We start from the raw sequence: 25,779 nt of genomic DNA, 5'->3' as shown, positions 1-25,779 counted from the left end.
GATATCCACCGAGCATTATTCCGCCTGAGCTTCGATTGCTTCCATGTCGTCGTCCGACAGGCCGAAGTGATGGCCAATCTCGTGAATAAGCACATGGGTGATGATATCGCCCAGCGTTTCCTCGTTTTCAGACCAGTAATCGAGAATGGCGCGCCGATAGAGCGTGATGCGGTTCGGACCTTCGCCAGTTTGCAGGCTGAAACGCTCACCTATGCCCCGACCTTCAAAAAGGCCCAGCAGGTCGAACGGCGTATCCAGCCCCATATCTTCAATGATCTGGTCTTCAGGAAAATCGGCGATCTGAATGACAATGTCGCCACACAACGCACGAAACTCCTGCGGCAGATGCGCAAGAGCTTCGATCGCGATGGATTCAACTTCGTCCAGCGAGGGCGAGAAACGTCCCGCCCAGTCGCCGCTTTGATCTTCTCGGGCCATTCCAGCCAATCGTGTCCTATTCAATTGCTCAGGCCACCGGGCATAAAGGCCGCGTAAAACGCAGTGTGTGTCATCAGGCCCAGGGACGCAGTTCGGCGCGCTTGGCTTCGAACGTGTCGATGCTCTTCGCCTTTTCCATGGTCAGGCCGATATCGTCCAGACCGTTGAGCAGGCAGTGGCGCTTGAAATCGTCAAGATCGAAGGAAATGGTGCCGCCGTCTGGGCCATGGATTTCCTTTGCGTCGAGATCGACGGTGAGGGTGGCATTGGCGCCGCGCGAGGCGTCGTCCATCAGCTTGTCGAGATCTTCCTGGCTGACCTTGATCGGCAGAATGCCGTTCTTGAAGCAGTTATTGTAGAAGATGTCGGCGAAGGAGGTCGAGATCACGCAACGGATACCGAAATCGAGCAGAGCCCAAGGGGCGTGCTCGCGCGAGGAACCGCAGCCGAAATTATCGCCAGCGACCAGGATCTGGGCGTTGCGATAGCCGGGCTTGTTCAGAACGAAATCAGGGTTTTCGGAACCGTCTTCGTTGAAGCGCATTTCCGCAAACAGACCCTTGCTCAGGCCCGTGCGCTTGATCGTCTTCAGGTAATCCTTCGGAATGATCATATCCGTGTCGATGTTGACGATCGGCAGGGGAGCGGCGACGCCGGTGAGCTTGGTGAACTTATCCATGTCCTGAACCTGTCGGTTGGCTATTAGCTATATTGCGAACTGGTTTACATCAGCATTGCCGAGAGTCAACGTTTCAGGCCAAAACTGCCCAATAGGTCGCAACCTGCGGCGGATTTATCGAACCATCCAGACCGTTTCAAGGCGGTGCAGATGGTTCGACTGTTGATTGATGCGCATAATCCTGTCGGAAAAGCGCGTCAACCTTTCTGAATCATGCGCTGCAAATGCCGCATCCGCAATTATTGGACGTTCAATACCACGCCGCCACTCTCGCTGCCGGTCAAGCGGCGGGATTTTCCGTCGCTGCCGACAACAATCGTAAAGCGTCTGCGGCGCATCGACATGTTCGGGGAAACGGCGATATCGATCGCCGGGTCGAACTGCAATGTGATCCGCCACAGATCGGGCTTTATGGTTTCCTCGACGCCGATAATGCGAGCGTCGAAGGGCGTGGTGTGAAACATGCCAGAGGTGCGCTGGCCGACACGATAGGGTGCAGTGTCGTCCTGCACGGCAACCGGCGCGGCTTCAGCCTTGCTGCCGGCGGCGGCAAGTGTATTCCAGTCACGCGTGCCCGACTGGCGGGCCACGAGATCGAGCGCCTTGCCGTGGCTTATGGTAATACCTTCCTCGCTCAAAGCTTGCCGCAAGCGGCGAGCCTGATGCTTGAAGTCAATAGTGGTGTGCCCAGCGGTTATAGCTGTGGTCATTGTTTTCGCTCCTGATTGTGAGCGGCGTTTTCATGAACGGGTGCCCGCATTGCCGTTTCTGCCGTCACTGGACAGGAACGTGTAGTCTGAATGCTTAACCGTGGCTTGAAACCTGCGGGCGGCTGGCGCATTCAACCGAAGGCTGGAAAATAGGCGGGCAGGGACCGGATTTCAAGCCCCTGCTTTGGAGGGGTGTTTAACCGGTGTCGGAGGCTTGCACCGTAGCGCGGTTCCGTGCACAAATCGGCCATGAAAACAATCGCTCGTCCCCGTCGTTCCGTTCTGTTTGTCCCGGCTGCCAATCCGCGCGCGCTGGAAAAATCGCTGACGCTCGCAGCCGATTGTGTGATCTACGATCTGGAAGATTCCGTTGCACCAGAGGCAAAGCAGTCTGCGCGCGAGGCATTGGCTGCGCATTTTGCAGCCCATCCGAAACCGGCCTTTGAGCGGATCATTCGCGTCAATTCCGGCGAGACGCCTTGGGGCAAGGATGATGTTGCCGCTGCCGCTGACATGGGCGTCGACGCCATTCTTCTGCCGAAAGTGGAGCGTCCGCAGGACATTATCGACGCGGCCAACCGGCTGGATCGCAAGGATGCCGATCCATCTGTCGGCGTTTGGGCGATGATCGAAACCCCACGCGGTATTCTGAATGCGGATGAGATTGCCATGCTGGGCCATCGCTCCGCAGTGCGGCTCGCCTGTTTCGTTGTCGGCCCAAACGATATTGCGCGCGCAACCGGCGTTCGCCCGCAGGCCGGGCGTCCCTATCTCGTGCCCTGGCTCATGCAGATCATTCTCGCGGCGCGGGCGGGCGGGTTTACCGTTCTCGACGGTGTCTTCAACGATTTCCGCGATCAGGTTGGGTTCGAAGCCGAGTGTTTGCAGGGTGCCGCAATGGGCTTCGACGGCAAGACGCTGATTCATCCGGGCCAGATCGAGGCTGCCAATCGCGCCTTCTCGCCAACGGATGAGGAAGTAGCGCATGCGCGAGCTGTCGTGGAGCTGTTTGCACAACCTGAAAATGCGGATAAGGGCGTTGTGTCACTCGATGGCCAGATGATCGAACGCCTGCATCTGGAAATGGCCGAAAGGCTGCTCGCGAAAGCAGTTCCAGCAAAAGCGTGAAACGGCTTTGCGTTTGGAAATGCGTGATACCCAAGAACTCAAGCGGGTCTAAAAATTAACAAAGGAAGACTGACCATGAAGCTCTATCGTTTCATCACCGGACCGGATGATTCCGCATTTTGTCATCGCGTTACGGCGGCGCTCAACAAGGGTTGGCAGCTCTATGGCTCGCCGACCTATGCATTCAACGCGGCAACTGGCGTGATGCAGTGCGGTCAGCCGGTCGTGAAGGAAGTCGACGGCGTTGACTACACGCCGGATATCAAGCTCGGCGAATACTGATGGCTGTCCGCCGCATCGTCGCCAATATCGCCACGGATGACCCGGCTGCGGCCAAGCGGTTCTATGGCGAGGTTCTGGGCCTCGATGTGGTGATGGATCACGGCTGGATTGTTACCTATGCAGCCGATGCGCAGGCGCGCGTGCAGATCTCTTTCGCGACCGAAGGCGGATCGGGGACGCCGGTGCCCGAACTCTCTATTGAGGTGGACGATGTGGACGCCACGCTGGAGCGTTGCGTTAAGGCCGGGTTTGCAATCGAATATGGTCCGGCTGATGAGGAATGGGGCGTGCGCCGTTTCTTCGTCCGCGATCCCTATGGACGGCTGGTCAATATTCTCAGCCATAGGCAATAAAAAAGGCCGGTTTCCCGGCCTTTTTCTTTAGTTCAATCCGCGCTTTTCAATCATCGCATCCGGTGTCGGCATCTTGCCGCGAAAAGCCTTGTACAGATCTTCCGGGTCGCGACTGCCGCCAGCGGCATAGATGTGCTGCTTCAGCTTGGCTGCAAGTTCCGGATTGAAGGCGTCGCCGGTTTCCTCGAAGGCCGAGAACGCATCCGCATCCAGCACTTCCGACCACATGTAGGAATAGTAACCGGCGGAGTAGCCGTCGCCGGAGAACACATGCGTGAAATGCGGCGTGCGGTGGCGCATGATGATCGCATCCGGCATGGACAGCTTTTCGAGCGTCTTTGCCTCGAAGGAAAGCGGGTCGGCGATCTTCTCATTGCCAGTATGGAAAGCCATATCGACCAGAGCTGACGCGGTGAATTCAACCGTGTTGAAACCGGCATTGAACGAACGCGCCGCCAACACCTTGTCGAGCAGGGCCTTGGGCATTGCTTCGCCAGTGCGGTAATGCACGGCATATTTTTCCAGAACGGCAGGCACGGTCAGCCAGTGTTCGTAAAGCTGGGATGGCAGTTCCACGAAGTCGCGTGATACGGCGGTGCCGGAAACGGCGGGCCATGTCACATCCGACAGGAGACCGTGCAGCGCATGGCCGAACTCGTGGAACAGTGTGCGGGCATCGTCGAGCGACAGCAAAGCGGGTTCGCCTGCCTTGGGCTTGGCGAAATTCATCACATTGTAGATGATTGGCTTCTGACCGCCGTCGAGCTTGTGGCTGGATTGCAGCGCGCTCATCCACGCGCCGGAACGCTTCGATGTCCGGGCGAAATAATCGCCGAGGAACAGACCGCGCTCGCTGCCATCCGGGTTAAAAACCTGAAACACGCGCACGTCGGGATGCCAGGCGGCAATGCCTTTCTTTTCTTCGAAGCGAACGCCGAACAGACGGGTGGCGACATCGAAGCAGGCCTCAATGATCTTTTCCAGTTGCAGATAAGGCTTCAATTCGGCCTCATCGAAGGCAAAGCGTTCGGCACGCAGCTTTTCTGCATAGAAACGCCAGTCCCATGGCGCGACCTTGTGATTGCCGCCATCGGCGGCGATCAGGCGTTCAAGCTCGGCCTGTTCTTCCGCAGCCTTTGCGCGCGCCTTGTCCCAAACCGGTTCCAGCAGGTCCATAACCGCCTTTGGCGTTTTGGCCATGGTGTCATCCAGCTTGTAGGCTGCGAAATTGGCATAGCCGAGCAGATGGGCCTTGCGCTCGCGCAGTTCGACCATCTCGCGCACGATCTCGCGATTATCGGACTCGTTGCCGTTTTCGCCACGCTTGGCCCAGGCGTTGAAGGCCTGCTCACGCAAGGCACGGTTTTGCGAGAAGGTGAGGAATGGTTCAACAATGGAGCGCGACAGCGTGACGGCATAAGCATCCGGCTTGCCGCGTTCACTTGCGGCGCTCTGCATTGCGTTTTTCAGAAAATCCGGCAGTCCTGCAAGATCGGCTTCATCGGTGATGAACAGCGCCCAGCTCGACTCGTCTTTCAGCACATTCTGGCCGAAGCGCGCCCCGAGACCGGCCAGCTTTTCATTGATGCCAGCCAGTTCAGCCTTGCCTGCATCATCGAGCTTTGCGCCGGAACGGACAAAACCCTTCCAGGTCTTTTCCAGAACGCGTTTGGTTTCTGTGTCGAGATCCAGCATATCGCGATTGTCGTAGAGCGCGTCGATGCGGGCGAACAAAGCCGGGTCCATCATGATGCGCGAATAATGGCGCGACATTTTCGGCGCAATTTCGCGCTCCAGCGCCTGAATTGCGTCGTTGCTATGGGCGCCAGCACGCATCCAGAAAATGGCCGACACGTGGTCGAGCGCCTTGCCCGTCAACTGCAAGGCTTTCAGCGTGTTTTCAATCGACGCTTCGCCCGTGGCTTTAGCGATGGCTTCCACTTCGGCAAGGTCGGATGCAAGCGTTGCATCGAAAGCGGGCGCGAAATCTTCGTCCTTGAATGCGGTGAAATCCGGCAGGCCCAGCGGTCCGTTCCAGTCTGTGAGCGCGTGATTATAGGTGGACTTGTCGGACATCATGTAACTCCGGATCAAATTGAATTCGATCATCCAGACTTAAGGTCTCGCTGCCGGGCGGGCAAGGGTGTTCGACCGGCTTTTACGGTTCAGGCGGGAGATGACAACGTTTGTCGCTTTGCCTGCAAAAACCTTTCGACTTCGCCTGAGTGGGGCTTGACTTTAGGGGCGACCAAGCGCACATCACGCTGGCTGTCCGCAATCTCTTTACGGCAGCAATCTTCAACCGGAGTTTTATTCTCTTATGCCCAGCGACAGTCACAGTCGATTGTGTCAGCCGTCAAGGTAGCCGTGTACTGATCGCTTGAGGTCAGCTTGCACGATCTGCCTTTGACGGCGGATCGACGGAAAGGCAAGCTTATGACCGACAACAACTTCTCTCCGGAAGTGCTCGATGTCGCCGACCTCCCGGCGGCTGCAATTGCTGCACGTATCGCCGATATGCATACGGGCGATGCCGTTGAGCTATTGAACGAGCTCGAAGATGATGACGCAATCTCCGTCTTCGGACAGCTCACCCATGAAGATGCCATCCGCCTGCTTGATCAGCCGGAACTGCATCGTACTGCCGAAATCGTAGCAGCGCTTGCGCCGGGGCTTGCGAGCCTCCTTTTGGACGGCATGTCAGCCGACCGCTCGACGGACGTGTTTCAGGAACTCGACGAGAGTGACCGTGCGCGGCTGTTCGCCATTCTGGCCCCGGAAACCAAGACCAATCTGAAAAAACTCATGGGCTACCCGCCGAATACGGCCGGTTCGCTCATGACGACCGAATTCATCGCGGTGCCGTCGAACTGGAATGTGGCCGAGACGCTCGATCATATTCGCAAGGTCGAACGCACGCGCGAAACCGTCTACGCGATCTATGTTGTCGATCCCAAGACGCGCGCTTTGGAAGGCGTGGTCAGCTTGCGCCGCCTGATCATTCGTCAGCCGGAAGAGCCGATTCTGTCGATTGTCCGCGACGAAGAGCCGATCACCATTTCCCCGCTCACCAGCCGCGAAGATGTCGCGCGTCTGTTCCGCAAGCACGACCTTCTGGCCGTGCCTGTCGTGGATGAAAGCCGCCATATCATCGGCATCGTGACCGTTGACGACGTGCTCGACGCCATCACCGAAGATGCCAGCGAAGACGCCTATCGTTTCGGTGGTATGGAGGCGCTGGACAAGCCCTATATGCGCATCGGCTTTGGCGAAATGCTGAAGAAGCGCGCTGGCTGGCTGGGTGTTCTGTTTCTGGGCGAAATGCTGACGGCAAGCGCCATGCAGCATTTCGAAATGGAACTGGAAAAGGCGCTCGTTTTGACGCTGTTCATACCGCTCATCATGTCGTCAGGCGGCAATTCCGGTTCGCAGGCAACCTCGCTGATCATCCGTGCGCTTGCGTTGCAGGAAGTGAAGCTCAAGGATTGGTGGCGCGTTGCGCTGCGCGAACTGCCTACGGGCCTCGCTCTCGGCAGTTTCCTCGGCTTCATCGGCATTGTCCGCATCGCCGTCTGGCAGATGATTGGCATTTATGATTACGGCGAACACTGGATGCTGGTCGCTCTGACCGTTGGCATGGCGCTTGTCTGTATCGTTATGTTTGGTTCTTTGACCGGTTCAATGCTGCCCTTTGCGCTAAAACGGCTTGGATTCGATCCGGCCAGCGCGTCAGCGCCTTTCGTGGCGACATTGGTCGATGTGACGGGTCTGGTCATCTATTTCAGCGTTGCCATCGTCATTCTTTCCGGCACTTTGTTGTAACGCCCAGCGCCGACATGGCGCTGATACTGACAAAAAACTGACAGAATGACGGTGTAAAAACGCCGCTAAACAACGGTTTTTCGCGAGAAATAAGGGGCAGTGTCGCGCTGCCCCTTTCTAAAACGCAAAAAAACCTGTAAGAGCGCCGCATTGATTTTCCGCGCGGGTCTGTTGGCGCGGCTCCCAACTCATATAGAAGTGATCTCCATATGGAATTGCGTAATATCGCTATTATCGCACACGTCGATCATGGCAAAACAACACTGGTCGATGAACTCCTGAAGCAGTCTGGCTCGTTCCGCGACAACCAGCGCGTTGCAGAACGCATGATGGACTCCAACGACATCGAAAAGGAACGCGGGATCACCATTCTCGCCAAGGCGACCTCGGTTGTCTGGAAGAATACCCGTATCAACATCGTCGACACGCCAGGCCACGCCGACTTCGGCGGTGAAGTTGAGCGTATCCTCTCGATGGTGGACGGCGCTATCGTTCTCGTTGACGCCGCTGAAGGCCCGATGCCGCAGACGAAGTTCGTCGTTGGCAAGGCGCTGAAGGTTGGTCTGCGTCCGATCGTAGCGATCAACAAGATCGACCGTCCGGATGGCCGCCATGAAGAAGTCATCAACGAAGTCTTCGACCTTTTCGCCAATCTCGACGCAACCGACGAACAGCTTGACTTCCCGATCCTGTACGGCTCTGGCCGTAACGGCTGGATGGCGCTGAACCCGGAAGGCCCGAAGGACGAAGGTCTGGCTCCGCTATTCGATCTCGTGCTCAAGCACGTTCCGGCGCCGAAGGTTGCCGAAGGCCCGTTCCGTATGATCGGTACGATCCTCGAAGCCGATCCGTTCCTGGGCCGCATCATCACCGGTCGTATTCATTCCGGCTCGATCAAGTCGAACCAGGCCGTCAAGGTTCTGGGTCAGGACGGTTCGCTGCTCGAAACCGGTCGTATCTCCAAGATTCTCGCATTCCGCGGCATCGAGCGTCAGCCGATTGACGAAGCACAGGCAGGCGACATCGTAGCGATCGCCGGTCTTTCCAAGGGCACCGTCGCCGACACGTTCTGCGATCCTTCGGTCAGCGAGCCTCTCGCTGCTCAGCCAATCGATCCGCCAACCGTGACCATGTCCTTCATCGTCAACGACAGCCCTTATGCGGGCACCGAAGGCGACAAGGTGACGAGCCGCGTCATTCGCGACCGTCTGCTCAAGGAAGCTGAAGGCAACGTCGCTCTCAAGATCGAAGAATCGAACGAAAAAGATTCGTTCTTCGTTTCCGGTCGCGGTGAATTGCAGCTCGCAGTTCTGATCGAAAACATGCGTCGTGAAGGCTTCGAGCTTGGCGTTTCGCGTCCGCGCGTCGTCATGAAAGACGGCGAAAACGGCGAAAAGCTTGAGCCGGTTGAAGAAGTCGTCATCGACGTTGATGAAGAATATTCGGGCACCGTTGTTCAGAAGATGTCCGAGCGCAAGGCCGAAATGGTCGAGCTGCGCCCTTCGGGCGGCAACCGCGTTCGTATGGTGTTCTACGCTCCGACCCGTGGCCTGATCGGCTACCAGTCGGAACTGCTGACCGATACGCGCGGCACGGCGATCATGAACCGTCTGTTCCACGATTATCAGCCATATAAGGGCGAAATCTCTGGCCGTAACAACGGCGTTCTGATTTCCAACGACCAGGGTGAAGCAGTTGCTTACGCACTGTTCAATCTGGAAGATCGCGGCCCGATGATCATCGACGCTGGCGTCAAAGTTTATCAGGGCATGTTGATCGGCATCCATAGCCGCGACAACGATCTGGAAGTCAACGTGCTCAAGGGCAAGAAGCTCACCAACATCCGCGCCGCTGGCAAGGATGAAGCCGTGAAGCTCACCCCGCCGATCAAGATGACTCTGGAACGCGCTCTGTCGTGGATTCAGGACGACGAGCTGGTTGAAGTGACGCCGAAGTCGATCCGTCTTCGCAAGCTCTATCTCGACCCGAATGAGCGCAAGCGCTTCGAGAAGAGCGGTAAGGCAAGCGTTGCCTGATTGCTCTCGATATTAAGTTGAAAACGGCGCCTTCGGGCGCCGTTTTTGTTTGCACGCTTAACGTGAATTTCAGCTCTGTCGTCGATCATGCCGTCTGATTGGGGGCGCTGATGGTATTCTCGCGTTATGAGCGTTTTGTTCTGACCGTCGTTGCGGCTCTTGGCGCAATCGACCTCATACTCATTGCGGCAAAGGGTATTCGCGTGGACTGGTCGGGTTACGGGATGCTCAGCATGATCGGTCTTGGCACGATCATGCTGGGCCTGTTCTACCGCCATGTCAGGCGCGATGCGCGTATTTCGGAAACGCTCATTTTGACGGCGGGTTTCATACTGTTCACACTGGTTGGCTCGGTCTTCAACTATATGTTGCTGCCGATCCATTTCCCGCGAATTGACGATTTCTGGGTGAGTGTTGACCAGCTGATGGGCTATCACTGGCCAAGTCTGGTCCTGTTCTTTTCCGAACGGCCCGGTATCTCGGCGCTTCTGAAAATCGTCTATTTCTCGTCTCTGCCACAACTCGTGGTCGTGGTGCTTCTGCTCGGCTTCACCGGACAATCCCGCAAGCTCGCGCATTTTCTCCTCACCGGGATGATTGGCGCGCTGCTTTGCATGGTGGTATGGGCGTTATTCCCGTCATTCGGGGCATCCGCCGTCTCGACGCTGCCCGCAAATGTCGAGGCAAAGCTTGGTCTTCCCGTTGGCCCGACCTACGCCGCAGAACTCGTTCGTTTGTCGAAAGACGGCGTCGACTATCTATCGCCAGCCAATGTGCTCGGCCTCATAGGCTTTCCATCATTCCATACCGTAATGGCGGTCATGTCGGTGTTTTTCACATGGCAGATCGTGTGGCTGCGCTTGCCCGTACTGGCCCTGAATATGCTGATGGCGCCCGCTTTGCTTTTGCACGGCGGACACCATTTGAGCGACTTTCTCGGCGGGCTGGCCGTATTCGCCGTTGCCTGCCTTGCCGCCCGTTATGTGATCAACGCTCTCCGCGACGATAAGGCTGCATCAGCGCCTGCGGAACACGTGCGCGTCGCGCCATGACGATCAGCGCGATAATCGACATGATGTAAGGGATCATGAGGAAAAGCTGGTAGGGCACAGCCTTGCCATAAACCGTTTGCAGGCGAAGCTGAAACGCATCGAACAGCGCGAACAGCAATGCGCCCAGCAGCGCGCGAGCAGGCTTCCACGATGCGAAGACGACAAGCGCGATACAGACCCAGCCGCGTCCCTGCATCATGGTCGGGAAGAACGAGTTGAAGGCCGAAAGCGTCAGAAACGCTCCGCCCACCGCCATCAAGGCGCTGCCGAACATGATCGTGAAAATGCGCACGCGGATCGGGTTGATGCCCTGCGCTTCGGCAGCATGGGGGTTCTCGCCCGTCATGCGGATGGCAAGGCCAAGCGGCGTACGGAAAAGAACATAGCCAAGCAGCAAAGCGAGCGGAATGGCGAGCCACGTCAGTGCAGTCTGTGTGCCCAACACCTGCCCGAGGAAAGGCACATCGGCGAGGAAAGATGGATTCACCGGCTGGAATGGCGTGATTGTCGGCGGCGTTGAAGAAAGCGGCACCAGCAGGCGGAACAGGAAATAGCTGAGGCTGGAGGCAAACAGCGTGATGCCAAGACCGACCACGTGCTGCGACAGGCCGAGCGGGACGGTGAGGGCCGCGTGCAGCAGGCCGAACAATGCGCCGGAAGCGGCAGCCGCAAGAACGCCCACCCAGAGGTCCGCACCGTTAAAGACGGTCAGCCAGCCGATCATCGCGCCGAAGGTCATGATGCCTTCGATGCCGAGATTAAGCACACCTGCACGTTCGCAATAAAGCGCGCCCAGCGTACCGAAGATCAGCGGCGTTGCAATACGCAGGACCGAGACCCAGAGGCCTGCGGAGAGCAGGATATCCATCAACTCGTTCATCGGGCGATCCTGTATTGGGTGAAGAACAAAGCGACGAGCATCGTCAGGAGTGACAGCGCCACAGTCACATCGGCAATAAAGCTCGGAATGCCGATAGCGCGGCTCATGCCGTCTGCCCCAACGAACATGGCGGCGGCAAAGAGCGCCGAGAAGATCGCGCCGATCGGGTTCAGATTGGCAAGCATGGCGACGATAATGCCGGAATAGCCGAAGCCGGGTGAAAGGTCGGTCGTGACATAGCCTTTCACGCCCATGACCTGAATAGCGCCCGCAAGGCCTGCCAGTCCGCCGGAGATGCAGGCAACCTTAATGAGTGTGCGACCGAGCGGAACGCCTGCAAAGCGTGCCGCACCCGGATTGATACCGGCGGCCTTGGTTTCAAGACCGAACACGGTGCGCTTCTGCACATAGGCGATGATCAGCGCCAGCGCGATGGCAATCAGGATGCCGATATGCAGCCGCATACCCGTCATGATTTTCGGTAGCACGGCGGCATCCGGCACCGGTTCCGACTGCGGCCAGCCAAAGGCCAGCGGGTCTTTCATCGGACCTTCGATCATCATGGAAACGAACAGCACTGCGACAAAGTTGAGAAGCAGGGTTGTCACCACTTCATCAACGCCGAAGCGCAGGCGAAGGCCGAGCGGAATGAGCAGGAAAATCATGCCCGCAATCGCGCCGACAATCAGCAGCAGCGGAATGAGGAGAGGAGCTGGCAGTTGCAATTGCGTGCCCATGGCCACCACCGCCAGCGCGCCCATATAGAACTGCCCTTCGGCGCCGATGTTCCAGAGCTTGGAGCGAAAGGCGACGGCTGCGGCAAGGCCGGTCAGCATCAACGGCGTGGCGCGTGTCAGCGTTTCGCTGATCGAAAGCTTGTTGCCAAATGCGCCGATGGCGATCTGGCGGAAGGATTCGAGAACCGGTGCGCCAGCGGCGGCAATCAACAGGCCTGCCAGCACGAATGCAGTCAGAACCGCAATGACCGGAGCGGTCGCGACCAATGCGATGGGCCGTGTTTCGCGTCGTTCAATACGCATCAATTCAGCCCCTTCGTGGTATTTGTCTGCCATTCGCCGGCCATCATGAGGCCCAGTCTCTGCGCATTGGCTTCTTCTGCGTCGATAGGCGGGGAGAGGCGGCCTTTAACAATCGCTTGAACACGATCCGCCAAACCGATGATTTCATCCAGATCTTCAGAAATTAGCAGAACGGCAGCACCCTTGGCGCGCGCTTCCAGAATGCGGGTGTGGATTGCCGCGACAGCACCTTCATCCAGTCCGCGTGTCGGTTGCGCGGCGATGAGAATGCGTGGTGCTGTCTCCAGATTGCGGCCCAGAATGAGCTTCTGCATATTGCCGCCGGAAAGCAGGCGAATACGGCTGTCCGGCGTGCCGCCGCGCACATCGAAATCCTTGATGATACGATCAGTGAATTCGCGGGCCGCAGTGCGATTGACGAGAAGGCCGCTCGAGAATTTTGGATCGCGCACGCGCTCCAAAATGGCATTTTCCCACAAGGTCAGGTCGCCAATCGCGCCTTCGGCATTTCGGTCTTCCGGTATGCGCCCGACACCTTCCGCCACAAAGCGGCGGGGATCGAATTTGGTGACGGTTTGCCCGAACATGACAAGCGCGCCGCTTGCAGGCTGGCTCAGACCGGAAACGAGCCGTCCGAGCGCTGCTTGCCCATTGCCGGACACACCGATGATGCCGAGCGTTTCACCGGCGCGAACCTGAAAATTCAGTTCTGACAGGCGAGCAATTCCGTCTTCCACAACTGTGACATTTGTGGCTTCCAGCAATGTCTTGCCGGGTGTCGCTGCGGCACGGGCAGGGCGCGAGACGCGCCGCCCCACCATCAGCTCTGCCAGTTCTTCCTTGGAAGTTTCGGAAGCCTTGCGTTCGGCGACAAGCTTGCCACCGCGCAACACGATCACTCGGTCGGCAGCCGACATAACCTCATGCAGTTTGTGCGAAATGAAGATCAGCGACAGACCTTGCCGCGCCATTTCCTTGTGCGTCGCGAACAGGCCTTCGGCTTCCTGCGTCGTTAGAACGGCGGTCGGTTCGTCGAGGATCAACACATCCGCATCGTTATAGAGCGCTTTCAGAATTTCCACGCGCTGCTGTTCGCCGACTGAAAGATCGCCAAGCCGCACATCCGGATCGACCTTGAGGCCGAAACGCTCTGCAATCTGCGCGATCTTGGCCCGTGCTGCGCCATGCGAGGATTTGAGCTTCCACAGGCTTTCGGTGCCGGTGATGATGTTCTCCAGAACCGTGAGGTTGGGCGCGAGCGTGAAATGCTGGTGCACCATGCCAACGCCCGCATCAATGGCCGCACGCGGCTTGCCTTGCGGGATTTCAACGCCTTTCACGAAGACGCGCCCCTCATCCGGCACATAATGGCCGAACAGGATGTTCATCAATGTGGTCTTGCCCGCGCCATTCTCGCCCAGAAACGCGAGAATTTCGCCGCGCTCCAGCTTCAGCGAAATATCGTCATTGGCGGTCAGTGCACCAAAGCGCTTGGTGATGTTTTGCAGTTCAAGAACTGTTGTCGTCGTCATTGGTTCAACCCCGCAACAGGAAACTTATGCCGCCAGCGACCATCTTCCTCAAGCCGCTGACCGGTGTTCAGAAGAAGCCGGTCAGCGCCCATCGGCGCGATCAGTTGCACGGCGACCGGCATCCCGTCTGCATCTTCTCCGAATGGCAGAGAAAGCGCCGGGAAACCGGAAATATTGGCAAGCGCCGCATAGGGCGCAAACTCGTTCATCTTCCGCCATTGCATGTCCACATCGCTATGGTTCATCGGAAACGAGCCCAATGGCAAGGGTGCTCTGGACAGCATCGGGGTTATCAGCACATCAATATCGCGGAAAATCTGCCAGAGCATATGCGAAGCGCTGACAGCACCGTTCATCGCACGATAGAGCGCGGTTGCGTCTAGCCCGCGTCCTCGCTCTGCAACGGCGCGGGTCAAAGGTTCCAGCTTCTCCTGATCGATCGCCAGAAAGTCGATTGCGGCGGCAAGATTGACGGAAATGATGCGGTCGAAAGCGCGTGCGCTTGAGGCAACATGCGGGCTTAAGTCCTGTGCTGGGATTTCGCGGATTGCATGGCCTTGCGCCTCCAGAAAACGGGCGGCGTCGGTCACAACCTGCATACGTTCCGCGGTAACGGGATAGGTAGCAAGGTCTTCGGTGACAAAGCCGATGCGCAGGCGCTCTGGCATTTCCCCGGTGCCCATTACCGGATCAGGCAGGAAGCCTTCGGTTTTGCCTTCAACGAGCGGAAGCAGCGTCTTGGCATCGCGGATCGAGCGGCACAGTGCGAACTCGCTGGCAATGCCCGCGAGATAATTGCCGAAATGCGGCCCCGCAGGCATAGCGCCACGGCTCGGTTTCAGGCCGACCAGACCGCAGGTAGCGGCTGGCACGCGAATGGAGCCGCCTGCATCGGTCGCATGTGCAATGCCGACAATCCCGGCTGCGACGGCTGCGGCCGCACCACCGGATGAGCCAGCAGGCGAAAGCGCTTCATCGAATGGGTGGCGGGCCTGTGGACCGCTTGCCGGTTCGCTGGCGAGCGCAAGGCCAAATTCCGGCACAGTGGTGGTGCCGAAGAAGTTGAGACCAGCTTTGCGCAGGCGGCTACCCAGTTCGGAATCCATTTGCGGCGACGCGTTTTCGAAAGCGCGCGAGCCAAGCCGGATTGGCAGACCGGCACAGGGGCCGCCCAGATCCTTGAACAGCGACGGGACGCCTGCAAAAGGCGCTTTGTCCGCATCAGCGTCAATGGTTGCGGCATTGGTGCGGCCAAGTTCAGGGTCGAGATATGCGATGGCGCCCAGAGGGCGCCATTTTTCTGCGGCTTCAAGGGCGGCATCCATGGCCTCTCGTGCGCTTAAAACGCCTCCGGCAATCGCCTGCGCGAGTGCTGTTGCGTCCTGTTGCTTGCTATCGAATGCCACTTTATGCCGCCCTGTTATGCTGCCGTCTTACTTTGGTTCAGCCGGGTTCGGCTCGACCTTGAAGGTGCCAGCCTTGATCTCGGCGCGGCGCGCTTCCATCTTGGCTTCGGCTTCTGCCGGTGCAACGCCCTTGACGTAGACGATGTCGTTGCCGCCTTCCTTCATCAGGCTGAACGGCGTGTAGTCCTTGCCGGTCGGCTGCGCAGCCTTCACATCTGCAATCGCTGCATTAAGGATCGGGCGGAAGTACCACATTGCATTGGCAAAAACCGTATCCGGGTAACGCGGCGTATAGTCGATCAGCGAGCCGATTGCCTTGATGCCGCGTTCCTTGGCGGCGTCGGCGGTGCCGATGCGTTCGCCGAACAGAATGTCCGCGCCGGAATCGATGGCTGCGAGACCTGCTTCACGGGCCTTCGGCGGATCGAAGAAGGTGCCGATGAAGGATGTGATGAATTTCGCATCCGGGCGGGTTTCCTTCACGCCTTCCTGGAAAGCGTTGATCAGCATGTTCACTTCCGGGATCGGCACAGCGCCGACCGAGCCGAAGGTGCCCGACTTGCTCATCGAGCCAGCCAGCATACCTGCAAGATAGGCTGCTTCGAAGTTCCAGGTGCCGAACACGCCGAAATTATCGCCCTGCGGCTTGCCAGAGGAACCCATGATGAAGGTCGTCTGCGGATAATCGCCCGCAACCTGACGCGCTTCGCGTTCGACGGCATAGGATTCGCCGACAATGAGCTTGATGCCCTGTTCGGCATATTCACGCATGGCGCGGGGATAGTCGCTGGCCGAAACGCCTTCGGAGAAGACATATTCGATGACGCCTTCGTCATTGGCCTGCTTCAGTGCTTCGTGCAGGCGCGAGTTCCAGGCATTTTCAACCGGCGAGGCGTGAATGCCCGCAACCTTCAGCTTTTCGTCGGCTGCGAAAACACGGGTGGAAATCGCAGTTGCGCCGAGAGCCGCAGACATTGCAAGAATGTCGCGGCGGGTAAAGTTCGATAGTTTGGCCATTTGGACCCCTCATTAAGGTGGTGTTTGTGCGTGCTTTCCATGCGCGACGGATTGCCCTGCGCCCTGATCAGGAGGAGCATGAGCAATGTCTCGTATTTCCGACTAATCTGCCTTTAATTCAAGCGCTTTTATCGGTCGCTTGAAAAACAGGCACCGGTTTGTCGTTGCTTCGTGTTTAATCAGCCGAGCGGTGCGTAATCGGCGCCATCGACCGAAGACGGACGGCCTGCAAGATTGAGCGCGCTGACACGCTGCGGCGTTTCCGCAATGATCTTGCCGCGCTTCACGACGGTCAGACGGTTTGCCTTGAGGCGCAGCGCTTCCAGCGGGTCGCGCGCCTGCAGGACGACGAAGTCTGCATTGCAGCCCTTTTCAAGACCGTAACCTTCCAGACCAAGCGCCTTGGCCGAATTGACGGTGAGTGCGTTGAAGACTTGGCGTTTGCCTTCAATGGAGGTCATCTGCGCAACATGAACCGCCATATGTCCCACTTCCAGCATGTCGCCGGAACCCATCGAGTACCACGGGTCCATAACGCAATCATGACCGAAGGCGACGTTGACGCCAGCAGCCATCAGCTCCGGCACACGGGTCATGCCGCGACGCTTCGGATAGGTGTCGGCACGGCCCTGCAACGTGATGTTGATGAGCGGGTTCGGTATTGCGTTCATCTGCGCTTCCGCGATCAGCGGAATGAGTTTGGAAACGTAGTAATTGTCCATGGAATGCATGGATGTGAGATGCGAACCGGAGACGCGACCCTGAAGGCCGAAACGCACGGTCTGGGCGGCCAGTGTTTCCACATGACGCGACATTGGATCGTCGGTTTCGTCGCAGTGAATATCGACCGGCAGGCCGCGCTCGGCGGCAATGCGGCAAAGCTCCTCCAGCGAAGCGGCACCGTCTGCCATAGTCCGCTCGAAATGCGGAATGCCGCCGACGATATCGAGGCCCATATCGAGCGAGCGGTTGACAAGATCGACCGCGCCCGGAGAGCGATAATAGCCGTCCTGCGGAAAGGCGACGAGTTGCAGGTCGATGTAAGGCTTTACCTTCTCGCGAACCTCGATCATCGCCTCAGCAGTGAGAAGACGCGGATCGCTGACATCGACATGGCTGCGAATTGCCAGCAGGCCCTGGCTGACGGCCAGGTCGCAATAGCGCAAGGCGCGCTCGACCATGGCTTCAACGGTCAGCATCGGCTTCAGCTCGCCCCAAAGTGCAATCCCTTCCAGAAGCGTGCCGGAACGGTTGAGACGCGGCAGACCGAGCGACAGGGTTGCATCCATGTGGAAATGCGGGTCGACGAAAGGCGGCGTCACGAGACGGTTGGAAGCGTCGATTTCCTTGGTTGCCTGATGCTCGCCCTTTGACGGTACGATATCGGCAATCTTGCCGTCCTTGACCAGAATGTCCTGCTTCTCGCGACCATCAGGGAGATTAGCGTTTCTCACAATCAAATCGAACATCGGCAGGCCTCTTAAGTCATTGCGGGAAGATCAAGGCTGTTAAAAAAACAGCACATTTCTAAAATGCCTTATACCCTCCGCGCTGTGGGCGCAATGGTGAGCAACGCGTAAGGGGTCGTCATCTACACAGGAACATGATAGGCCGCAAAATCATAGTTGCAGGATTGCCATGTTCACGATCAGTCGCGTCGAAACCTATAGTCAGGAAATCAAGAAAAGTCGGTTTCTGGCCATTGCTGCGCCTGTTGCAAGCGAGCAGGCGGCGAAGGATTTTCTGAGCGAGCATTCGGACCTTGCAGCCAACCATAATTGCTGGGCATGGCGTATCGGGCAGAACTATCGTTTCAGCGATGATGGCGAGCCGAGCGGCACGGCAGGCAAGCCGATCCTGCAAGCGATTGACGGCCAGCAGCTCGACAATATTGCGGTGGTGGTGACGCGTTGGTTCGGTGGCATTCTGCTTGGCAGCGGCGGCTTGATGCGTGCATATGGCGGCACTGCCGCAACCTGTCTGCGACAGGCGGAAAAGACCGAGGTGATCCCGATGATCGGCTTTGCCTTCGCCTGCGATTTTTCCGACCATGCGCTTTTGAAAGCACGTCTGACTGTTGTGGACCATGTCGCGATTGCGCATGAAAATTTCACGGCCAACGGCGTGGAAATAACGGGCGCAATGCCCATTGCCGCACAGGATGATCTGTCGCGGCTTGTAACGGATCTGACGCGCGGTAAATCCGTGATCAAATTCGACGATTAAAAAGGCAAAATGGCCGATCAGAGGATCGGCCATTTTGTTGTTGTTGTTAAAGCAATCCGCCCTTGGACGAATATTGCTGGCGCTTGTTCTCATACATCAGAAGATCGGCGCGCTTGGCAACGGCTTCGAGCGTTTCGCCCGGCGTGGTGGTTGCTGTACCGATGGATAGGTTGAGCTGCAGCTGCGAATAATACTGGTTGTTGATTTCGACCAGTCGCTTGATGTCTTCCACCATGGCTTCCGCGCCGCGCTCGTCCACATAGGGCAGCACGATTGCGAACTCGTCGCCGCCGATACGTGCGGCATGCCCGGGCAGCTTGACGGCTTCGTTCAGCACTTCGCCAATACGGCGCAGCAATCCGTCACCCGACGCATGTCCCCACAGATCATTGGCAGACTTGAGGCCGTTCAGATCGATGATGATGATGGAGACGGGCAGATGGCCCTTGCGTTCCAGCCGGTTGAGTTCATCCACGTAGAAGGCGCGGTTGTGCAGCTTGGTCAGCACGTCGTGCTTGCCGAGATACTCCAGATAGGCTTCCGCCTTTTTGCGCGCGGTGATATCCGTCAGCGCGACCTGTACCAGTGACCAGTCGTTTTCGTGACCGGGCAGGACCGAGAACTGCAACAGAACATGGCGTTCGGTGCCATCCAGCGCGTAGTTGATCACCTCACGACGCTGGAACAGGATGCCGTTCCACAGGTCTATGAGCTGTTCGCGGAAATGCGCTTCCATTTCTCCGCGCAGAATCTGCGGCAGCGATTGCAGCAGTGTCGGCTTGTCGGGTGCCAGGAAAAGCTCAAGCGTTTCATTGTTGATTTCCAGCACGCGAATTTCGCTCATGCACTGACGCACGAATTCGGGGTGAACATCGGTGAAGACACGGAAATCGACAATGCCGCGCTGGCGCACATCGTCCATCAGTTCCTTGATGCGGCTGAAATCTTCAACCCACAGTGAAACCGGCGAATGCTCGAACAGACCTTGCGCATGGCGCTTGTGACGATCCTGCTCGCGCATTGCATTTTCGCGGGTTGTCACATCTTCAATCGACAGCAGGACACGATCCCAGCTGTGCTCATGACCGGGCAGAATGCGGCCTTTGAGCTGGATATCGATGCGCCGGCCTGCCAGCGAATAGTTGATCGTGTTGCTGTAGAACGTATCGGAACCGTTCCAGAGCTGCACCATCTCATCGATATGCGGCTCCAGCATATCCTCACGGAACACCCGTTCCAGATTGCCGACCAGATGGTCAATGTCGTTCGCCTCGAAGAGCGCGAGGGTTTTGCGATTGACCGCCAGAACCCGGATATGGCTTGTGCAGATGCGAAGACGGCTGGTGTCTTCCGTCAGAAAAGCCTTGAGGTCAGTAATGCCTTCTGACCGCCATGTGTCGAACTGCTTGCGAAGACCGCTATAGTCTTCAAGCCAAAGGGAAATAGGAGCCAGATCGAAGATGCTGGCTTTGTCGTTCACGGCGGTCTCGATATTCATTAGGTTCCCGCTTTTAACGCCACGCTTTTGAGTGAGGCGGCAATAAAATATCAGGGGCGCCTTATATTATGAAAGAGTTGTCTAGACCAGCGGCTTTCAAGACACAGCGAAGCAATATTTATGACATCAAATAAGAAAATGCCGTTCCTTTGTGAATGCAGGCGGTTTTGTCTTCTGGCTGTCTTTTCGATGGGAAGAGCGCCGTCTGCTTAAAAGACGCGCGGTTTGTGCATTGGCACTTATTGAAATTCGTTGTCGTCATCACCATTCTGGCTTTTGCGCATTATTCCACGCCAAGCGTGGCCAATATCCTTGGTGGCAAGCAAAATTTTTATGAGGTGTCTTGAATGAAGACCTGGAAACGGATCCATGAAACGCATTGAATTGATCATTGAGAACATCATTCTGGCCTCGCGCTGGCTGTTGGTGGTTTTCTATCTGGGCCTTGCCATTGCGCTGGCGATTTATGCTGTATCCTTTGCGGGTAAGCTGTTCGACTTCGCCACCAAAGTCACGTCGCTGAATGACACCGATACGATCCTGAAAATACTGGGGCTGATCGATGCGGCGCTGATTGCCAGCCTTTTGGTGATGGTGGTCATCTCCGGCTATGAGAATTTTGTCAGCCGCTTTGATCAGGCAGGCGACGAGGTGCACTGGCTGGGCACAATCGATGCCGGTTCGCTGAAGATTAAGGTCGCATCGACAATCGTGGCCATCTCGTCGATCCATCTGTTGCAGATATTCCTGAATGCCACGACCTATACGTCGAACCAGCTGATGTGGTTCACGATCATCCATCTGGCCTTCGTCGTATCGGCGCTGTTTCTTGCCTATATCGACAAGCTCACCGCCAAGGATAAGAACAAGGGCGATGCCAAAGGCCAGATCGAACCCAATATCTGACCAGTCCTTGCGGTTATCAAAGAATTCAAAAAGCCCGGCATTGCCGGGCTTTTTATTTTTCTTTGCTCTAATAATGGGAATTTGATCCCAATCAATGAAATCAAGCCGCTGGCATGGGTTGATAGCGCCGGGACGTGTTCCATATCGCCATTGGGATGCGTTGCATTGCCATTCATCAATCACTCAGGAAAGGATGAATCATGTCGGCTAACACCAAGGTTGCGCTCGTTACCGGTGCGGCACAGGGCATCGGTCGGGGTATTGCCCTTCGGCTGGCCAAGGATGGTTTCGATATCGCTCTGGTAGACCTCAAGGCGGACAAGCTCGCCGCTGTCAAAAAAGAGGTCGAAGCCTTGGGCCGCAAGGCGTCCACATTCTCAGCCGATGTCAGCAAGCGCGACGATGTTTACGCCGCTATCGATCATGCGGAAAAGGAACTGGGCGGCTTTGACGTGATCGTCAACAATGCCGGTATCGCGCAGGTTCAGCCGATTGCGGATGTGAAGCCCGAAGAAGTTGAGCGTATTTTCCGCATCAATGTCGACGGTGTGCTCTGGGGTATTCAGGCGGCTGCCGCCAAGTTCAAGGCGCGCAAGCAGAAGGGCAAGATCATCAACGCCTCGTCCATTGCTGGTCACGACGGCTTCGCCATGCTCGGCGTTTATTCCGCGACGAAATTCGCCGTGCGTGCGCTGACGCAGGCTGCGGCCAAGGAATATGCAAGTGCGGGCATTACCGTGAACGCTTATTGCCCCGGCATCGTCGGCACCGATATGTGGGTGGAAATCGACGAGCGGTTCTCCGAAATTACCGGCGCGCCGAAAGGTGAAACCTACAAGAAATATGTCGACGGCATTGCGCTTGGTCGCGCCCAGACGCCGGACGATGTAGCATCCCTCGTTTCCTTCCTGGCGAGCGCGGATTCCGATTACATCACGGGCCAGGCCATCCTGACGGACGGCGGTATCGTTTACCGCTGATCACAACGATCGAGGATACCCCGCGCTTGTCGGCGTGGGGTATCTGTCATTTACCAGAATGCCGCCTGTGTTAGACTGATCGTCCTTAAAGGAAAGGGCTGACCATGACACGTCTGACGGCAAAGGACTTCCCGCAGGAATTGCTCGAACTTTACGATTACTACGCGCATGGCAAGATCAGCAAACGCGAGTTTCTTGACCGGGCCGCAAAGTTCGCCATCGGTACGATGACGGCAGCCGCCATTCTGGCATCGCTTAGCCCCGACTACGCCATGGCGCAGCAGGTCGAGTTTACCGATCCTGATATTCTGGCTGAATATATCACCTATCCCTCGCCAGACGGGAACGGCAATGTACGCGCCTATCTCGTGCGTCCGGCCAAGGTGCAGGGCAAGGTTCCCGCAGTTGTGGTGGTGCATGAGAATCGTGGTCTCAACCCCTATATCGAGGATGTGGCGCGCCGCGTTGCCAAGGCGGGCTTCATTGCCCTCGCGCCGGATGGTCTCACATCGGTCGGCGGTTATCCCGGCAATGATGAAAAGGGCCGCGAGTTACAACAGCAGGTTGACCCGACTAGGCTGATGAATGACTTTTTCGCTGCCGTCGATTTCATGATGAAAAGCGATCTGACCACCGGCAAGGTCGGCATCACGGGCTTCTGCTATGGTGGTGGCGTTGCGAATGCGGCTGCGGTCGCGTTTCCGGAACTGGCCGCCGCCGTGCCGTTCTATGGTCGCCAGCCGCCGGTCAGCGAGGTTCCGCGCATCAAGGCGCCGCTTCTGCTTCATTATGCAGAGCTGGATAAGGGGATCAATGAAGGTTGGCCCGCCTATGAAGAAGCGTTGAAAAAGAACGGCAAGACCTACGAGGCCTATATCTATCCGGGCGTCAATCACGGCTTCCACAATGATTCCACGCCGCGTTACGACGAAGCGGCTGCCAAGCTTGCCTGGGACAGAACAATCGACTGGTTCAAGCGCTATCTGGCGTGATCAGGATTTGGACCTGATTGCCTTGACGGTATGGACGATGCCGACAATGACGATCCCGATCAGAATGGCAAGCACGGCCTGCAGGAAAGAGGTCGCGATCCATTCGAGCACACCGGCAAAGCTGCTGCCTTCGGTTGGCAGATGGGTGACGATGTTTTGGATGAATTCCTCGACGCTGTGAACGCCGATTGATGCCAGTCCGTGCACGATAATGCTGCCGCCAACCCAGAGCATGGCGACAGTACCAACGGTGCTGAGTACCTTGAGCACGACTGGCATGCCCGCAACCAGCCCTTTGCCAAGCCGCTTGCCGAAACCGGTATGGGCATTGCGGGCAAGCGCTACACCCATATCATCGATTTTAACGATAAAGCCGACAACGCCATAGACGGCGAAGGTGATCAGGACAGCGACACAGGCAAGGATTGCTGCTTGTGTATAGATATTGGATGGCGGCAGACCGGCGAGCGTGAGGGCCATGATTTCGGCTGACAGGATGAAGTCCGTCCTGATTGCGCCGCTCACAGTCGTTGCTTCAATTTCCTTCGGTGTGGAGGCCTTGGTCTCCACATTCTCCTCATCCTTGTGGGGAATGAAGAACTCGACCAGCTTTTCAGTGCCTTCGAAAGCAAGATAGGCACCGCCGATCATCAGAAGCGGCATGATGAGGCCGGGTGCGAAATAGCTGAGGATCAGCGCCAGTGGCAGCAGAAAAATCAGCTTGTTGCGCAGCGATCCCTTGGTGATTTTCCAGATCACCGGCAATTCCCGTTCCGGCTTCAGTCCGACAACATATTTCGGCGTCACCGCCGTATCGTCGATCACAATGCCTGCGGCCTTTGCGCTGGCCTTGGCGGTTTGTCCTGCCACATCATCCAAAGAAGCCGCCGCCATTTTTGCGATTGCTGCCACGTCATCGAGAAGTGCAAACAAGCCGGACGCCATGGAAGGCCTTTCTTTGTCATTGCGATAGGGACTGGAGCGGTTCCGGTTAAAACGGAATCGTGAAACCGGTCGATTTATTCATTTTACGCATTGTCCCACGCAAAACCGCTGCGCACTTTTGCTGGAAATGCTTTAGCTAAACTTTCTGATGGCCCGGCGTCCATACCCTAATAGTAGGGTCAGCCCATTGTATTCTATCTGGAAACAATCTGTGTATGATTGTCAATATATCCAGATGCATTTCGATCATTATATCTTGCTGCAACACAACAGGAGAGATCGCCATGCTTAATCAGATCAAAGGCCTCCATCACGTCACGTCGCTGGCAGCAGATGCCCGTTCCAACAACAAGTTCTTTACGGATGTGCTGGGACTGCGCCGCGTCAAGAAGACCGTGAACTTCGATGATCCGAGTGTCTATCACCTTTATTACGGCGATGAAGTCGGCACGCCCGGTACGGTCATGACCTATTTCCCGTTCCCCGGAATCCAGCGTGGTCGCGATGGTACGGGTGAGGTGGGCACGACTGTGTTCGCTGTACCGCAAGGTTCGCTTGGCTTCTGGAAGGATCGCTTCGCTCAATCAGCCGTTAAGGTCGAGTCGGAAGATGAAGCTTTTGGCGAAAAGCGCGTCTTCTTCCACGGCCCAGACGGTGACAGTTTCGCTCTGGTCGAGGTGAAGGACGATCCGCGTGAGCCTTGGGCGCATGAAGGCATCGATGCCGACCACGCCATTCGCGGCTTTCATTCGGTTTCGATGCGTTTGCGTGACGAGGGTGCGACGTCGGAACTGCTCAAATATATGGGCTATCAGAAACTCGATGCGAAGGACGGCATCACCCGCCTTATCATGCCGGAAGGCAACGGGGCTGGCGTGATCGATCTTCAGACCTTGCCTTCTGTCGGACGCAACCAGCAAGGAGCAGGTTCGGTTCATCACGTCGCCTTCGCGGTCGAAAACCGCGAAAAGCAGCTCGAAGTCCGCAAGGCGCTGATGGATACCGGCTATAATGTAACGCCGGTAATCGACCGCGATTATTTCTGGGCGATCTACTTCCGGACCCCGGGCGGTGTTTTGTTCGAAGTGGCAACCAACGAACCCGGCTTTGATCGCGACGAGGATACCGCGCATCTGGGCGAAGCCCTGAAACTGCCGTCGCAGCACCAGCATCTTCGTGCTTATCTCGAAGAACATCTCGACAAGATCTAAGCACGCTTGAGGAGACCAATAATGACCAATCAAACCTACGTGCACCGGCTGAAGGCCGGTGCGGTCGGAGCGCCGCTGTTCATTGTCTTTCATGGCACGGGCGGCGATGAAAACCAGTTTTTCGGTTTGGCTGAACAGCTTTTGCCGGAGGCGACAATCGTTTCGCCGCGCGGTGACGTGTCGGAATTTGGTGCGGCCCGCTTTTTCCGTCGGACGGGCGAGGGCGTCTACGATATGCAGGATCTTGCCCGCGCCACGGACAAGATGGCCGGGTATATTGCCGCTCTGGTCGAAGAATATAAGCCGTCGGAAGTGATTGCATTGGGCTATTCCAACGGGGCCAATATCATGGCCAATCTCCTGATCGAGAAGGGTAGGATATTTGACAAGGCGGTGCTTCTGCATCCGCTGATCCCGTTCAAACCGGCGGATAATCCGGGCTTGGAAGGCACGCAAATCCTGATAACGGCTGGCCGTATGGACCCTATCTGCCCGCCGGATTTCACAGAGGCGCTGGCGCGCTATTTTGAAAGCCAGAAGGCAGGCGTCAATCTTGTCTGGCATCCCGGCGGACATGAATTGCGCCAGACTGAACTGACCGCCGTTCAGGAATTCCTCGGCTGAAAGATCAATCACCGCCATTCGT

24 protein-coding genes are annotated in these 25,779 nt (G+C 57.1%); 12 read left to right on the top strand and 12 right to left on the bottom strand.

The window, feature by feature from the left end:
* Positions 1-15 precede the first annotated feature (15 nt).
* From FGI60_RS08025 to FGI60_RS08015, 3 genes are all read right to left on the bottom strand, one after another.
* Complete coding sequence (locus FGI60_RS08025) at positions 16-438, bottom strand: metallopeptidase family protein (RefSeq protein WP_078336901.1); 423 nt, start codon at positions 436-438, stop codon at positions 16-18.
* A 73-nt stretch (positions 439-511) separates the two neighbouring features.
* Positions 512-1,117, bottom strand: coding sequence for a 3-isopropylmalate dehydratase small subunit (gene leuD, locus FGI60_RS08020; RefSeq protein WP_078336902.1), 606 nt, complete (start codon positions 1,115-1,117; stop codon positions 512-514).
* A gap of 239 nt (positions 1,118-1,356) precedes the next feature.
* The gene (locus FGI60_RS08015; protein ID WP_138784734.1) at positions 1,357-1,827 is read right to left on the bottom strand and encodes a glyoxalase superfamily protein; all 471 of its coding nucleotides are present in this window, start codon (positions 1,825-1,827) and stop codon (positions 1,357-1,359) included.
* 249 nt (positions 1,828-2,076) lie between these two features.
* Between FGI60_RS08015 and FGI60_RS08010 the strand changes: the two genes are divergently transcribed.
* The 3 genes from FGI60_RS08010 to FGI60_RS08000 all read left to right on the top strand — a co-directional run bounded on the left by FGI60_RS08010 (position 2,077) and on the right by FGI60_RS08000 (position 3,590).
* The gene (locus tag FGI60_RS08010; protein ID WP_138784733.1) at positions 2,077-2,955 is read left to right on the top strand and encodes an HpcH/HpaI aldolase/citrate lyase family protein; all 879 of its coding nucleotides are present in this window, start codon (positions 2,077-2,079) and stop codon (positions 2,953-2,955) included.
* Positions 2,956-3,030: 75 nt separating this feature from the next.
* Positions 3,031-3,237 carry a DUF1737 domain-containing protein gene (locus FGI60_RS08005; protein ID WP_078336905.1) on the top strand — a complete coding sequence of 69 codons (207 nt, stop codon included), beginning with the start codon at positions 3,031-3,033 and terminating at the stop codon, positions 3,235-3,237.
* Positions 3,237-3,590 carry a VOC family protein gene (locus FGI60_RS08000; protein WP_138784732.1) on the top strand — a complete coding sequence of 118 codons (354 nt, stop codon included), beginning with the start codon at positions 3,237-3,239 and terminating at the stop codon, positions 3,588-3,590. The genes FGI60_RS08005 and FGI60_RS08000 overlap by 1 nt, the downstream gene beginning before the upstream one ends.
* A 27-nt stretch (positions 3,591-3,617) precedes the next feature.
* On the opposite strand, the gene FGI60_RS07995 is transcribed toward FGI60_RS08000, so the two are convergent.
* Positions 3,618-5,666, bottom strand: a complete 2,049-nt coding sequence (locus tag FGI60_RS07995; protein WP_138784960.1) for a M3 family metallopeptidase — start codon at positions 5,664-5,666, stop codon at positions 3,618-3,620.
* Positions 5,667-6,026: 360 nt separating this feature from the next.
* Here FGI60_RS07995 and mgtE point away from each other — a divergent pair, with 360 nt between their 5' ends.
* From mgtE to FGI60_RS07980, 3 genes are all read left to right on the top strand, one after another.
* Positions 6,027-7,412, top strand: coding sequence for a magnesium transporter (gene mgtE / locus FGI60_RS07990; RefSeq protein ID WP_078336907.1), 1,386 nt, complete (start codon positions 6,027-6,029; stop codon positions 7,410-7,412).
* A 209-nt stretch (positions 7,413-7,621) separates the two neighbouring features.
* Positions 7,622-9,448 (top strand): translational GTPase TypA, encoded by a 1,827-nt coding sequence (typA, locus tag FGI60_RS07985; protein WP_078336908.1) that lies wholly within the window; start codon positions 7,622-7,624, stop codon positions 9,446-9,448.
* 110 nt (positions 9,449-9,558) lie between these two features.
* A complete protein-coding gene (locus FGI60_RS07980; RefSeq protein ID WP_138784731.1) occupies positions 9,559-10,500 on the top strand; it encodes a phosphatase PAP2 family protein in 942 nt (313 codons plus the stop codon).
* Here the strand turns inward: FGI60_RS07980 and FGI60_RS07975 are convergent.
* From FGI60_RS07975 to FGI60_RS07950, 6 genes are all read right to left on the bottom strand, one after another.
* Positions 10,436-11,380 carry an ABC transporter permease gene (locus tag FGI60_RS07975; RefSeq protein WP_078336910.1) on the bottom strand — a complete coding sequence of 315 codons (945 nt, stop codon included), beginning with the start codon at positions 11,378-11,380 and terminating at the stop codon, positions 10,436-10,438. The two genes, FGI60_RS07980 and FGI60_RS07975, sit on opposite strands and share 65 nt — an antisense overlap.
* A complete protein-coding gene (locus FGI60_RS07970) occupies positions 11,377-12,420 on the bottom strand; it encodes an ABC transporter permease (RefSeq protein ID WP_138784730.1) in 1,044 nt (347 codons plus the stop codon). Before FGI60_RS07970 ends, FGI60_RS07975 begins: the two co-directional genes overlap by 4 nt.
* Positions 12,420-13,952 (bottom strand): ABC transporter ATP-binding protein, encoded by a 1,533-nt coding sequence (locus FGI60_RS07965; protein WP_138784729.1) that lies wholly within the window; start codon positions 13,950-13,952, stop codon positions 12,420-12,422. The genes FGI60_RS07970 and FGI60_RS07965 overlap by 1 nt, the downstream gene beginning before the upstream one ends.
* On the bottom strand, positions 13,949-15,358 hold the full coding sequence (locus tag FGI60_RS07960) for an amidase (protein WP_138784728.1): 1,410 nt from the start codon (positions 15,356-15,358) through the stop codon (positions 13,949-13,951). The genes FGI60_RS07965 and FGI60_RS07960 overlap by 4 nt, the downstream gene beginning before the upstream one ends.
* 27 nt (positions 15,359-15,385) lie before the next feature.
* Positions 15,386-16,375 (bottom strand): BMP family protein, encoded by a 990-nt coding sequence (locus FGI60_RS07955; protein ID WP_138784727.1) that lies wholly within the window; start codon positions 16,373-16,375, stop codon positions 15,386-15,388.
* A gap of 179 nt (positions 16,376-16,554) precedes the next feature.
* On the bottom strand, positions 16,555-17,844 hold the full coding sequence (locus FGI60_RS07950; protein ID WP_138784726.1) for an amidohydrolase family protein: 1,290 nt from the start codon (positions 17,842-17,844) through the stop codon (positions 16,555-16,557).
* A gap of 169 nt (positions 17,845-18,013) precedes the next feature.
* Between FGI60_RS07950 and FGI60_RS07945 the strand changes: the two genes are divergently transcribed.
* Positions 18,014-18,601 carry an IMPACT family protein gene (locus tag FGI60_RS07945; RefSeq protein WP_138784725.1) on the top strand — a complete coding sequence of 196 codons (588 nt, stop codon included), beginning with the start codon at positions 18,014-18,016 and terminating at the stop codon, positions 18,599-18,601.
* Between the two features lie 46 nt (positions 18,602-18,647).
* Here the strand turns inward: FGI60_RS07945 and FGI60_RS07940 are convergent, their stop codons facing one another.
* Positions 18,648-20,099: a sensor domain-containing diguanylate cyclase gene (locus FGI60_RS07940; RefSeq protein WP_138784724.1), complete on the bottom strand. Its 1,452-nt coding sequence runs from the start codon at positions 20,097-20,099 to the stop codon at positions 18,648-18,650.
* Positions 20,100-20,468: 369 nt separating this feature from the next.
* On the opposite strand from FGI60_RS07940, the gene FGI60_RS07935 reads away from it, so the two are divergent.
* From FGI60_RS07935 to yghX, 3 genes are all read left to right on the top strand, one after another.
* Positions 20,469-21,005: a TIGR00645 family protein gene (locus FGI60_RS07935; protein WP_138784723.1), complete on the top strand. Its 537-nt coding sequence runs from the start codon at positions 20,469-20,471 to the stop codon at positions 21,003-21,005.
* Between the two features lie 200 nt (positions 21,006-21,205).
* Entirely contained in the window at positions 21,206-21,985 is a 780-nt protein-coding gene (locus FGI60_RS07930; RefSeq protein ID WP_113533438.1) for an acetoin reductase, read from the top strand.
* A 104-nt stretch (positions 21,986-22,089) separates the two neighbouring features.
* On the top strand, positions 22,090-22,977 hold the full coding sequence (gene yghX, locus FGI60_RS07925; RefSeq protein WP_138784722.1) for a YghX family hydrolase: 888 nt from the start codon (positions 22,090-22,092) through the stop codon (positions 22,975-22,977).
* Here the strand turns inward: yghX and FGI60_RS07920 are convergent, their stop codons facing one another.
* The gene (locus FGI60_RS07920; protein ID WP_138784721.1) at positions 22,978-23,922 is read right to left on the bottom strand and encodes a DUF808 domain-containing protein; all 945 of its coding nucleotides are present in this window, start codon (positions 23,920-23,922) and stop codon (positions 22,978-22,980) included.
* 284 nt (positions 23,923-24,206) lie between these two features.
* On the opposite strand from FGI60_RS07920, the gene FGI60_RS07915 reads away from it, so the two are divergent.
* Both FGI60_RS07915 and FGI60_RS07910 read left to right on the top strand, forming a co-directional pair.
* Positions 24,207-25,133, top strand: a complete 927-nt coding sequence (locus FGI60_RS07915; protein ID WP_138784720.1) for a VOC family protein — start codon at positions 24,207-24,209, stop codon at positions 25,131-25,133.
* 21 nt (positions 25,134-25,154) lie between these two features.
* A complete protein-coding gene (locus tag FGI60_RS07910; RefSeq protein WP_078336921.1) occupies positions 25,155-25,757 on the top strand; it encodes an alpha/beta hydrolase in 603 nt (200 codons plus the stop codon).
* Positions 25,758-25,779 lie beyond the last annotated feature (22 nt).

This window comes from Brucella haematophila (genome assembly GCF_005938105.1).
Taxonomy (GTDB): Bacteria; Pseudomonadota; Alphaproteobacteria; order Rhizobiales; family Rhizobiaceae; genus Brucella; species Brucella haematophila.
Note: the sequence above shows the minus strand (reverse complement) of the source record. Positions and strands in the feature narration are given on the sequence as shown.